13 protein-coding genes are annotated in these 12,254 nt (G+C 48.6%); 10 read left to right on the top strand and 3 right to left on the bottom strand.

All coding sequences use genetic code 11. The features are described from left to right. Positions 1-181: 181 nt before the first annotated feature. The 7 genes from hxlA (MPL1_RS01760) to prmB all read left to right on the top strand — a co-directional run bounded on the left by hxlA (MPL1_RS01760) (position 182) and on the right by prmB (position 6,368). Positions 182-823, top strand: a complete 642-nt coding sequence (hxlA, locus tag MPL1_RS01760; protein WP_009725412.1) for a 3-hexulose-6-phosphate synthase — start codon at positions 182-184, stop codon at positions 821-823. Between the two features lie 287 nt (positions 824-1,110). Continuing rightward, positions 1,111-1,413 (top strand): hypothetical protein, encoded by a 303-nt coding sequence (locus tag MPL1_RS01755; RefSeq protein WP_009725411.1) that lies wholly within the window; start codon positions 1,111-1,113, stop codon positions 1,411-1,413. A gap of 143 nt (positions 1,414-1,556) precedes the next feature. Then, the gene (locus tag MPL1_RS01750) at positions 1,557-2,540 is read left to right on the top strand and encodes a transaldolase (protein WP_009725410.1); all 984 of its coding nucleotides are present in this window, start codon (positions 1,557-1,559) and stop codon (positions 2,538-2,540) included. 160 nt (positions 2,541-2,700) lie between these two features. Beyond that, on the top strand, positions 2,701-3,336 hold the full coding sequence (hxlA, locus tag MPL1_RS01745; RefSeq protein ID WP_009725409.1) for a 3-hexulose-6-phosphate synthase: 636 nt from the start codon (positions 2,701-2,703) through the stop codon (positions 3,334-3,336). Positions 3,337-3,347: 11 nt separating this feature from the next. Further along, positions 3,348-3,887 carry a 6-phospho-3-hexuloisomerase gene (gene hxlB, locus MPL1_RS01740; RefSeq protein ID WP_009725408.1) on the top strand — a complete coding sequence of 180 codons (540 nt, stop codon included), beginning with the start codon at positions 3,348-3,350 and terminating at the stop codon, positions 3,885-3,887. A gap of 136 nt (positions 3,888-4,023) precedes the next feature. Next, a complete protein-coding gene (gene leuC, locus MPL1_RS01735) occupies positions 4,024-5,424 on the top strand; it encodes a 3-isopropylmalate dehydratase large subunit (RefSeq protein ID WP_009725407.1) in 1,401 nt (466 codons plus the stop codon). A gap of 2 nt (positions 5,425-5,426) precedes the next feature. Beyond that, positions 5,427-6,368 carry a 50S ribosomal protein L3 N(5)-glutamine methyltransferase gene (gene prmB / locus MPL1_RS01730; protein ID WP_009725406.1) on the top strand — a complete coding sequence of 314 codons (942 nt, stop codon included), beginning with the start codon at positions 5,427-5,429 and terminating at the stop codon, positions 6,366-6,368. Positions 6,369-6,432: 64 nt separating this feature from the next. Here the strand turns inward: prmB and MPL1_RS01725 are convergent, their stop codons facing one another. Then, positions 6,433-7,737 (bottom strand): GGDEF domain-containing response regulator, encoded by a 1,305-nt coding sequence (locus tag MPL1_RS01725; protein ID WP_009725405.1) that lies wholly within the window; start codon positions 7,735-7,737, stop codon positions 6,433-6,435. Positions 7,738-7,778: 41 nt separating this feature from the next. Beyond that, a complete protein-coding gene (mutH, locus tag MPL1_RS01720; RefSeq protein WP_235045499.1) occupies positions 7,779-8,426 on the bottom strand; it encodes a DNA mismatch repair endonuclease MutH in 648 nt (215 codons plus the stop codon). Between the two features lie 113 nt (positions 8,427-8,539). Here mutH and MPL1_RS01715 point away from each other — a divergent pair, with 113 nt between their 5' ends. Together MPL1_RS01715 and MPL1_RS01710 are read left to right on the top strand one after the other, a co-directional pair. Then, the gene (locus MPL1_RS01715) at positions 8,540-9,463 is read left to right on the top strand and encodes an ABC transporter ATP-binding protein (RefSeq protein ID WP_009725403.1); all 924 of its coding nucleotides are present in this window, start codon (positions 8,540-8,542) and stop codon (positions 9,461-9,463) included. Continuing rightward, positions 9,460-10,242, top strand: coding sequence for an ABC transporter permease (locus tag MPL1_RS01710; protein WP_009725402.1), 783 nt, complete (start codon positions 9,460-9,462; stop codon positions 10,240-10,242). Before MPL1_RS01715 ends, MPL1_RS01710 begins: the two co-directional genes overlap by 4 nt. Positions 10,243-10,468: 226 nt before the next feature. Here the strand turns inward: MPL1_RS01710 and dusA are convergent, their stop codons facing one another. After that, positions 10,469-11,452 carry a tRNA dihydrouridine(20/20a) synthase DusA gene (dusA, locus tag MPL1_RS01705; RefSeq protein ID WP_040576766.1) on the bottom strand — a complete coding sequence of 328 codons (984 nt, stop codon included), beginning with the start codon at positions 11,450-11,452 and terminating at the stop codon, positions 10,469-10,471. 90 nt (positions 11,453-11,542) lie between these two features. Here dusA and MPL1_RS01700 point away from each other — a divergent pair, with 90 nt between their 5' ends. Further along, positions 11,543-12,244, top strand: coding sequence for a M48 family metallopeptidase (locus MPL1_RS01700; protein WP_083859187.1), 702 nt, complete (start codon positions 11,543-11,545; stop codon positions 12,242-12,244). Positions 12,245-12,254: the final 10 nt, after the last annotated feature.

The raw sequence follows: 12,254 nt of genomic DNA, 5'->3' as shown, positions 1-12,254 counted from the left end.
TACCAATCAATGTCCGGGGGGCAAGAGATGTCACAGAACCTTAAAAGCTGTCCAGCCGCAGCTTCTGAAGTGAACCTGTCAGGTTCAAAAATTGACACGCCCGCAAAAACTGCTTTATAGTCTTCGGGCGTATTTTCGACGTAAATCTAACAATTAAACCAACTTTTAGGAGCATGTCAGCATGGCAAAAGCACTTATCCAAATGGCTCTGGATTCTCTGGATTTCGACCAAACAATCGCACTTGCAGAGCAAGTTGCTCCTTATGTCGACATTCTGGAAATCGGTACTCCATGCATTAAATACAATGGCTTGGAAATCGTTACTGCACTGAAAACAAAATTCCCTAACAACCTGATTCTGGTTGACCTGAAAACAATGGACGCTGGCGAATACGAAGCGACTCCATTCTACGAAGCAGGTGCAGACATCTGTACAGTTCTGGGTGTTTCAGACAAAGCCACAATGGGTGGTGTTATCAAAGCAGCTAACGCCAACAACGCTGAAGCTCAAATCGACTTGATCAGTGTTAAAGACAAAAAAGCTGTTGCTACCGAAGCTGCCAAAAATGGCGCGCAAATCATCGGTGTTCACACCGGTCTGGACGCACAAGCAGCTGGTCAAACACCATTTGCTGATCTGAAAGTCATCGCTGGTCTGAACCTGGGCGTACGTATCTCTGTTGCTGGTGGTCTGAACAAAGACACCATCCAAGATACTGTCCGTGCTGGCGCAACAATCGTTGTAGTTGGTGCTGCCATCTACGGTGCTCCATCACCAGCAGAATCAGCCAAAGAACTGCGCGCGCTGGTTGACGCGGCCTAAGCTGGAGCGTTACAGCTCACAGAGCAAATAAAATTAAACGAGCGGCCCACGGGCTGCTCGTTTTTTTTACACAAGGCTTGCTTGAACCAGACAGTTATACCGTACAACCCAGTGCAAGCCCACCGCCACTGAGACTGGCTGAAGACTGGCCCACTAGAGGCTGTTAATGCTCACTCCGTGGCAAATTAAGCACTGGCTTGTCACAGTAAATCTAAAATAGTAATTTACCCGTTGCACCAACCTCATTGTTGGGCAGATGGGGTTAATATGTAACAGGGGAATTTCTCATGAGTGATAAAGGTTTGTTAGCTTCGATTTGCGGTTTCATCAAAGGCTTGTTTTCATCTGACAAAAGCTGCTGCGATGATAAATCGACACCAGCAAGCAAGGATAATGACGGCCTGACAGGTGTTGAGCGCTACATCAGAAACAAAGCTCAGTCTGGTTCACAACTGACCGGTGTCGAAAAATACATCCGTAAACAGTTGTCTGATAACAAGCCGCTCACAGGTGTTGAAAGTTACATTCGTAACCAAGCCAGCGCCAAGCCTTTGACAGGCGTTGAGCGCTACATTCGTAGTAAAGGCTAAACCCTTCAGAAAATTCGGGTTTTGAAATAAACCACTGACATTGGTCGGCGGTTTGCTCACAACTCAACAGTCGAGCCTTGATCCGATCAAGGCTTTGGCTTTGTCTAAACATTTATTGAACAATAACCATACAGGTATCTAACATGGCTAATTTACTTGATCAGCTTAAGCAAATGACCGTTGTTGTTGCCGACACAGGTGATATTCAAGCAATTGAAAAATACACACCTCGTGACGCCACCACCAACCCGTCACTGATTACTGCGGCAGCTCAAATGCCACAATATCAAGGCATTGTTGACGACACCCTGAAAGGTGCCCGTCAGTCTCTGGGTGCAGACGCACCTGCATCAGAGGTTGTTTCTCTGGCATTTGACCGTCTGGCAGTATCTTTCGGTCTGAAAATTCTGGAAATCATTCCAGGCCGAGTTTCAACAGAAGTAGATGCCCGTCTGTCATATGACACCGATGCCACCATTGCCAAAGGTCGTGATCTGATTGCTCAGTACGAAGCTGCAGGTGTTTCACGTGAACGTATCCTGATCAAAATTGCGGCTACCTGGGAAGGTATTCAGGCTGCAGCAGTTCTGGAAAAAGAAGGTATTCACACCAACCTGACCCTGCTGTTTGGTCTGCACCAGGCAATCGCCTGTGCCGAAAACGGTATCAAGCTGATTTCTCCTTTCGTTGGCCGTATCCTCGACTGGTACAAAAAAGACACTGGTCGTGACTCATACGAGCCACATGAAGATCCAGGTGTTCTGTCTGTCACTGAGATCTACAGCTACTACAAAAAATTCGGTTACAACACTGAAGTCATGGGCGCCAGCTTCCGTAACCTCGGTGAAATCACTGAGCTTGCCGGTGTTGATTTGCTGACTATCTCTCCAGGTCTGCTGGATGAGCTGCAAAACACAGAAGGCACTCTGGAGCGTAAACTGTCTCCTGAAGCCGCAGCTCAATCTGACATTGCCAAGCTGACCATGGACAAAGCAACTTTTGATGCGATGCATGCAGAAAACCGCATGGCAGCTGAAAAACTGTCTGAAGGTATCGACGGCTTTGCCAAAGCGCTGGAAACCCTTGAAGAGTTACTCGCTGATCGTCTGGCGAAACTGGAAAGCTAATCACAACAATAAATTAGCAATCTGCGCCCCGGAAGCTGGAATCATTCAGCTTCCGGGGCAACAGGACTTGGCTCAAATTGACTTGCCGCCATTTTCTGCTTTATAGTCCCATGTCCTTGAATCGTGGGATAACAATAATTTTTACTTAGGAGTAAAACACATGGCTGAAATTCAAATGGCTCTGGATTCCCTGGACTTTGACGCAACAATGGCTCTGGCTGAACAAGTCGCTCCATACGTTGATATTCTGGAAATCGGTACACCTTGCATCAAGTACAACGGTCTGAAACTGGTTAAAGCTCTGAAAGCTGCTCACCCAGACAAAAAAATCCTGGTTGACCTGAAAACCATGGACGCTGGTGAATACGAAGCAACTCCTTTCTTCGAAGCTGGTGGTGATATCACTACAGTTCTGGGTGCTTCTGACATGGCAACCATCAAAGGTGTTATCAAAGCTGCCAACGCTAACGGCGGTGAAGCTCAAATCGACCTGATCGGTGTTGAAGACAAAGCAGCTGTTGCTAAAGATGCTGCTGCTAACGGTGCTCACATCATCGGTGTTCACACTGGTCTGGACGCTCAAGCAGCTGGCCAAACTCCGTTTGAAGATCTGAAAACCATCACTGGTCTGGGTCTGAACGTTAAAGTTTCAGTTGCTGGTGGTATCAACAAAGACACAATCCAAAGCTGCGTAAAAGCTGGTGCTGCGATTGTTGTTGTTGGTGCAGCTATCTACGGTGCTCCATCACCTGCTGAATCTGCTAAAGAACTGCGTGCACTGGTTGACGCAGCATAAGGATCAGTAAAATGACAATGCATCGCGAACTGGTTATTAAGAAAATCACAGATATCCTGGGAGCTACTGATAGCTCACTTGAAGCGCAATTTGTATCCATGTGTGATGATGCCAAGCGCATTTTCATCACAGGTGCAGGTCGTTCCAGGCTGGTCGGTAACTTCCTTGGTATGCGGTTGATGCATAGTGGTTACACCGTTTACATCCAAGGTGAAATCAGCACCCCTAGTATCCGTGAAGGCGATTTGTTAATTGTCATCTCGGGTTCTGGTGAAACAACCCAGCTGGTTTCCTTTGCGAACAAAGCGAAGTCTGAAGGTGCCAAGGTAGTTTTGATTTGTTCAAAATCAAGCTCTACCATCGGTGACCTGGCGGATAAAACAATTCAAATCGGTACTGATGAAAGCTTTACCCCAACCAAGGGTATGCCGATGGGTACCATGTTTGAACTGTCTACATTGATTTTTCTGGAAGCTATTGTTTCTCATCTTATCCATGAGAAAGGCATCCCTGAAGAGGAAATGCGTTACAGACACGCTAATATGGAATAACCACTTTTCCTTAGCAAGAAACAAAAACGGGCAATCCACATGGGTTGCCCGTTTTTTTATGTCCGGGATAAATAGAGCTAATCAGCACAACACGTTATAATTATCCGTTATCCAAACTGTTAGCGGTCAATGATTTATGTCTGGCAAAACCCTTTACGACAAACTCTGGGATCAACACGTTGTTCGTAGTGATGACGACGGCACCGCCTTGATCTACATCGATCGTCATCTGGTACATGAAGTCACCTCACCTCAGGCGTTCGAGGGACTGAGATTGGCGCAGCGTAAGCCCTATCGTGTCGATAGTGTTCTGGCGACCCCTGACCACAATGTACCGACCAGTCATCGCGAACAAGGCATTGCCGATCCGATCTCAAGGCTTCAAGTAGAAACGCTTGACCAAAACTGTATTGATTTTGGCATTACCGAATTTGGCCTTGCCGATCTGCGTCAAGGCATTGTGCATGTGGTGGGACCAGAACAAGGCGCTACCCTGCCTGGCATGACTGTCGTTTGTGGCGACTCTCACACCTCAACGCATGGCGCTTTTGGCGCATTGGCTTTTGGGATTGGTACATCAGAGGTCGAACATGTGCTGGCCACACAATGCCTGATTCAACGTAAGTCAAAAAACATGTTGGTTCGCGTCGATGGTCGCGTCAAACCCGGAATTACCGCCAAGGATATCGTGCTGGCAATCATTGGTGAAATCGGCACTGCTGGCGGCACTGGCTATGCCATAGAGTTTGCCGGCGAAGCAATCCAGGCGCTGTCCATGGAAGGTCGCATGACCGTTTGCAACATGACAATAGAGGCCGGTGCTCGCGCCGGCATGGTTGCGGTTGATGAAACAACGATTCAGTACCTGAAAGACAGACCCTTTGCTCCCAAGGCCGAGTATTGGGATATGGCGGTCGAGGCATGGCGGCAATTGCATTCTGATCCTGATGCGCATTTCGACAAAGTCGTTATCCTGAATGCTGAAACCATCAAACCTCAGGTGACCTGGGGTACCTCACCGGAAATGGTTGTACCGGTCGATGACAAGGTGCCAGATCCGCAGCAGGAAACCGATACCGTTAAACGCAACGGCATGGAAAAAGCGCTGAAATATATGGGATTGAGTGCTAATCAGGCAATTACAGATATTCATCTTGACCGAGTATTTATTGGTTCCTGTACTAATTCTCGCATTGAGGATTTACGCGAAGCAGCGGCAGTCATCAAGGGCGGCAAGGTGGCCAGTTCTGTCAAACAGGCTCTTGTTGTGCCTGGCTCTGGCCTGGTCAAACAACAGGCCGAACAGGAAGGCTTGGACAAGGTATTTATTGAAGCCGGTTTTGAATGGCGAGATCCTGGCTGTTCAATGTGCCTGGCGATGAATGCTGATCGACTCGAGTCTGGCGAACACTGTGCTTCAACCTCAAATCGTAATTTCGAGGGCAGACAGGGCCAGGGTGGCAGAACCCATCTGGTCAGTCCAGCCATGGCAGCAGCTGCGGCCATTGCTGGCCACTTTGTTGATATCACAGGCTGATTATGACCATTGAATATCAAGCGGCTGCCGCTGATTTACTGACTTTGCGTGATTGGCTGCGCTGGACCACTTCTCGTTTTAACGAGTCAAAACTGTTTTTCGGTCATGGTAATATTGATGCCTTTAACGAAGCCAGTCAGCTAATCTTGCACAGCCTTGGCTTGCCATTGGATAGCTTGCCAGAGTTATTTATGGACGCGCGACTGACCATGGCTGAAAAACAAAAGCTGATTGAACTGATTCAGCAACGAATAGAAGATCGTATTCCAGTCGCCTACCTGACCAAAGAGGCCTGGTTCGCTGGGCTGCCGTTTCATGTCGACGAGAGGGTATTGATTCCACGTTCACCTTTTGCAGAACTTATCGCAGAGCAATTTACTCCCTGGCTGACAGCACCTGAAACTGTCTCAAGCATACTGGACATGTGCACAGGCAGTGCCTGCATCGCCATTGCCTGTGCCTATGCGTTCCCAGAGGCGCAGGTTGATGCCATTGACATTGATCATGACGCTCTGGAGGTTGCGGCATTGAACCAGCAACGCCACCAGCTTGAAGATCGACTTCAGTTAATTCAGTCCGATCTGTGGAGCAAGTTGGAACCATCGCGTCGATATGACTTGATCGTTTCCAATCCGCCTTATGTCGGGGCTGAAGAAATGGTGGGGCTGCCCGCAGAATATCGTCACGAACCAGCATCCGCCTTGCAGGCTGATAACAATGGACTTGCCCTTGTTGAGCAAATTATTCGTGGCGCAGCAAAACATTTACAGCCCCATGGTTTGCTGTTTGTTGAAGTCGGCAACAGTGATGAGGCGGTTGCCCTGCAATGGCCTGACATTGACTTTATGTGGCTGGAACTGGATAACGGCGGACACGGGATTTTCATGCTGGATCAGCAACAATGTTGCCAGTTTGCAGAGCGCTACCCGCAAACATCCGCTTGATATTAGCCCTTAAACTGGCTGAATAAGCAGTCTGACCTCAACAACGCGCTCAGGTAATTAAGTCCTAAGTTTCCTGACCGCTATGTCCATCGTAGGTCATCACACAATTCCGGCCTGCCATTTTTGCTTGATACATGGCACGATCGGCCAACTCAAAAAGTGAGTTGAGAGTGTCATTTCTATCGTGATTCAGACTTGCGACACCAATACTCAAAGTCACGGGAATATTAGCCGGTTTAAATCGGCCCAGCTTTTTCTGCAATCGCTCCATTAAGGCATGGGCACTTTCGTTATTACAGCCATGCAACAGCACAACAAATTCCTCGCCGGCCCACCGCGCAACAATATCCACATCCCGCACAAAACGTTTCAGCCAGGTACCCAGTTCTGCCAACACCTGATCACCTTTTTCAAAACCATGCTCGTTATTGATCTGTTTAAAGTGATCCACATCCAGCACTGCCAGTGCCAAGTCACGCTTGAAACGGTAAGCATCGCTAAAATACTTGCCGGCAAACTCTCTTAATGCATGACGATTGAATAATTGCGTCACTTCATCAAGCATCGCCAGGCTGTACAAAGAGTTTTGTTGAGAGCGTAACTCTCGAAGATTTTGGTAGCTGTTGATGTGATTGAAGACTCGCTGACGCAGCTCTTCACGGACGATGGGTTTGGAGACAAAGTCATTTACCCCCAGATGAAATAACTCGATCTTGCGTGACATGTTGTCAAAGCCGGAAGTGGCGATAATAGGAATATTGCCAAGCTCTCCAGGCGCTCGACGAATTTTTCTGACCAGTGTGATGCCACTCATCATGCCTTCAAGCATGACATCGGTAATCACCAAATCATAATCTCCGCCCTGAAATGCATCCCATGCCCCTTCAGCGTGCGTATAGGCATCAACATCAAGGCCCATATCGGTCAGCAAGTCGATGATAATTGTCTGTAATACCCGTGAATCTTCGGTAAACAGTACCCGTCCAGATAACTGTCTCGATTCACGTTCCGCCAGACGCTGAACGTAAGTTTCCAGTTCTTCGTGGTCGCTTTTACTAAAGATATCGGTGGCACCTGCCAGCATTGCCTGTTTGAGCAATCTTGAACTGTCCTGATCGGTCATGATCAAGACGGCAACACAATCAAAACCGCTGATTGCACGAAGTTGCCCGCAAAAATCCACACCACTGATGTCAGGCAGCTGATCGCTACAACATACCAATCTGTAGGTGGATTGCTGCGCCTGTGTCAGCCCCTCTTGCCCGGAACTGGCCGTGGCGACGTTAAATCCTGCAGCCAGCAGAATTTTGCTGGCGGTTTCCCGGAAGTCTGCATCGGCATCCACCACCAAAGCATTCAAGTTTTGCACTGAGATATTCCCTGTCTCTGACCTGGGATCCGACGGATGATTCAGGACCCCAAAGATGAAATTGTAGCAGCCTCAAGCAATTGCCGGGTAAAACTCGTACGTAAATAGAATCCTCTGGGGTTGAGCAGAATAGATTCACCATCAATATCAGAGGCTCTGGCCATCACCCGACTATTGGCCGCTTTGGGTCTGATTTGCAGATATTGTCCATATTCGGCGGTCAAGGCATTTTGCTCACCCAGGGCAATTAACTCCATCAATTCTTCCCAGTCTTGCCGGAGCATGGCTTCTTGCTCTGCAGTGGGTTGCCAAATCCAGCCCATGCCGACAAAACGATCGGCGAGTGCGATGCGATTGTCCGCCTCAATAGGCACCCATAAAACATTGGAGAGTTTTTTTCTGACCCAGCTGTCTTGCCACTGACCTGACTCTGAGCCTGCCGCATTGACGGTACAAACGAAGGTTGATTCCTTGGGCTGGCCATGCGCATCCAATGGCAGAGTTTTTAACTCAATGCCCAAGGCCGAAAAATCCTGAATGGCCTGACTACCGGCATCACAGCCTAGTACATGTTCAAATAAACTGCCCACCCAGCCTTTGTGACGGCTTAAATCATCCGGGATCGCAAATTGGGCATCGCGAGCAATTTGTCCCAGTGTTTTACCGGCTAAGTCCGTGACTCGACTCATAAGTGCTTGCGGGCTTTCGGGTGGCGATGGTCTAGGTTGCATACGCTGGAAAATATCCTCGGTCATCGCAGGCATGATAGTCTAATTGGATTTATTCCGCTTGAGACACCGCAGTGAAAGCGCTTTCAATTCAACAACTCCACAAAACCTACAAAAACGGTTTTGAAGCTTTGAACGATGTGAACCTTGAAGTCGAACAAGGCGATTTTTTTGCCTTGCTGGGGCCAAATGGTGCGGGTAAATCCACCACAATCGGCATTATTACCTCACTGGTCACCAAAACCAGTGGCCGGATTCAGGTGTTTGACGCTGATCTGGATACTGACCGTGAACTGGCGAAAAGCTACATTGGCCTGGTACCTCAGGAATTTAATTTCAACGGTTTCGAGCAGGTCAAACATATTCTGATTACCCAGGCAGGTTATTACGGCGTGCCTGCAAAAGAAGCAGAAACACATGCCGATGAGCTACTGAAAAAGCTTGGCCTTTGGGATAAGCGGCATAGCTCTGCTCGCGCCCTGTCTGGCGGTATGAAACGCCGCTTGATGATAGCTCGGGCACTGGTGCATCAGCCAAAACTGCTCATTCTTGATGAGCCAACCGCTGGCGTGGACATTGAATTAAGACGTTCAATGTGGACATTTCTGCGAGACATCAACCGCCAGGGCACGACGATTATTCTGACCACACACTATCTGGAAGAGGCGGAAAATCTGTGCCGAAACATCGCCATCATCGATAAAGGGCAAATCATCGAGAATACCGATATGAAGTCCTTGCTAAACAGACTCGACAGAGAAACCTTTGTGCTCGATCTCAAACAACCGCTCGCCGACCTCAGTGCAATCGCAGATCTTTGCTGTCATCAGATCGACAGCACCACACTTGAGATCGAATTGTGCCGCAGCGAAAGCCTTAACTCACTGTTTAATCGGCTCAGCGAGTGCGGCATTGAAGTTGCCAGTATGAAAAATAAGGCGAATCGACTGGAAGAACTATTCCTGACGCTGGTCGAGAGTTCGGAGACCCAACAATGAGAGTCGCGCGTCACCAACAGCACTGGATTGCTTTTTCAACCATTGTTACTCGCGAAATACGCCGCTTTTTAAGAATTTGGGCACAGACACTGCTACCGCCAGCTATCACGATGACCTTGTATTTCATCATATTTGGCAATCTGATTGGCGCGCGCATCGGAGAAATGGGAGGCTTCAGCTACATTGAATACATTGCCCCGGGCATCATCATGATGGCCGTAATCAATAATGCCTATGCTAACGTCGCTTCGTCATTCTTCAGTGCAAAATTTCAAAATCACATTGAAGAGCTGATCGTGGCTCCGGTGCCAAATTACGTGATTCTGGCCGGTTATGTGGCTGGCGGAACAGCGAGAGGTTTATTTGTTGGACTGATCGTCACTCTGGTGGCTCTGTTTTTTACCCAATTACCGGTACAGAATCTGTTCATTACTTTCAGCGTAGTGCTGCTCAGTGCCATCCTGTTTGCGCTTGGCGGTTTTATCAATGCTATCTACGCCAGAAGTTTTGATGAAATATCCATCATTCCAACCTTTATTCTGACGCCATTGACCTATCTGGGCGGTGTTTTCTACTCCATCAGCCTGTTACCGGACTTTTGGCAGCATGTTTCGATGCTCAATCCCGTGTTGTACATGGTCAATGCTTTCCGCTACGGCCTGTTAGGGGCATCTGATGTCAATCTGTGGCTGGCGTTTGGCATTATTGTGCTGTTTATTGCTGCACTGAGCTGGTTTGCCCTGCACCTGCTCGACAAAGGTACCGGGCTTCGTAAATAGCGAGCTAAGTACAACAGCTGCGCGTATTTCTGAAAAAAAGTAAATCCGCAGAATACGCAGATGTTCGCAGATTTTATTTTTTGATGTGATTCGAGGGTGAGCAGGTCTGTCAGGGCTGGATAGGCCTTCTGACGCCGTGACAAGTGACGGGCAGTGTGTAATCCAGAAATGTGTGGCCCAAACTGTCGCATCTCACCTGAAAAACGATGTATCTGCTCCCTCAGCCTCAGCCAAGCAGTTTCATAGCATCACGAATCACTTGAATATCAGCGCCGGGCAGATGAGCATTTTCGCTCAAATGCCGCCGCCAGCGGCGAGCACCGGCTTGTCCCTGAAATAGTCCAAGCATGTGCCGGGTGATTGATTTCAAAGGTCGGCCTTGTGACATTCGCTGTTCGATGTAGGGCAACATCATCTCTACAATTTCAGCCTCAGTCTTGACGGGAGTTGGATCTCCAAAAATCTGGCTGTCTGCATCGGCCAGCAGGTAGGGTCGGTGATAAATGGCCCGGCCAATCATTGCACCATCGACATGTTGAAGATGATCCAGTGCCTCCGCCAGCGTCTGCACGCCACCGTTGATATCTACATGCAAATTCGGAAAATCCTGTTTGATCTGATACACCCGCTGATAATCCAACGGCGGGATATCTCGATTTTGCTTGGGACTCAAGCCTTTTAACCAGGCTTTACGAGCATGCAAAATCAGTGCGTCACAGTCCGCGGCCACCATGGCACTGACAAACTCATGCAGAAACTGATAGCTATCCAGCTCATCAATGCCCAGACGGGTTTTCACCGTTACCGGCAGTGACACCGCATCTTTCATGGCACGAACACAATCAGCAACCAAGTTCGGCTCGGCCATCAAGCAGGCACCGAAGCTGCCATTTTGAACGCGATCACTGGGGCAGCCGACATTCAGGTTGATTTCTTGATACCCCTGCTGCTGCGCCAGTATGGCGCATTTTGCCAAGGCCGCCGGATCACTGCCTCCGAGCTGCAACGCCAGTGGATATTCAATATCATCATGCGCCAAAAATCGTGAGGCATCGCCATGCAACAAGGCTCCTGTCGTCACCATTTCGGTGTAGAGCAAGGTATGCCTGGAGATTAATCGACACAGATAACGAAAATCCCGATCGGTCCAATCCAGCATCGGAGCCAATGACAATCGATGGGCGCGGGATATATCTTCTTTAAGGGCCATAGTAGAATCCAAATCAATTGCATCATTTTCGCAAATCGTCAGGCAAAATGCCTGTTGTTGTACTTTTTCCAGAAGTTTCTGATCGGATACATGACTAGCCACTTGCACGCGCATGGCATCGAGATTGCGGTTAAACGCAGTCATCGCCGAAAAACCATGGCACTCAAAGTTCACAACGGCGAGGTCAGTATTCATTTGCCAGGTCACTGCCCCTTGCGCATTGCCGAGGACTTTATTGCCAGCAAATCAGATTGGATCACTGCTCGACTGGCAGAACAGCAACAACTGCCAACACGTAGTTTTGCAGACGGCAGCCTGCAACCACTGTTTGGTGAATACTTTCCGATTACAGTGACGACAGCGACAGGGCGCCGACAACAGCTTGATTTTGATGGCCAAACACTGCGTTGCCAACTGACTGTCAACCACACCGATGAAACCGAGCAGGTTAAATCACTACTGAAAAAATTCTACCGGCAACAAGCAGCTCAACAGCTGATCCAGCGATGCCAGGTCCTGGCAGAGCAATATCAATTGAGTCCCAGACAAATCACCGTGCGTCACTACCGATCCCGCTGGGGAAGTTGTCGCAGCAATGGAGATATTCAGCTGAACTGGCAACTGATTCAGGCACCTCAGCCGATCATTGATTACGTGATCACCCATGAGTTATGCCACTTGCAATATTTGAATCATTCTCCCAGCTTCTGGAATCTGGTTGCCCGATTTGATGCTGATCACCGTCAACACCGTCAATGGTTGAAACAACATGGGCATCACTTAATTTTCTGACTTAGGAAAA

Origin of the sequence: Methylophaga lonarensis MPL, assembly GCF_000349205.1 — a bacterium.
Lineage (GTDB): Bacteria > Pseudomonadota > Gammaproteobacteria > Nitrosococcales > Methylophagaceae > Methylophaga > Methylophaga lonarensis.
This window is presented reverse-complemented; position numbering and strand designations above follow the sequence as displayed.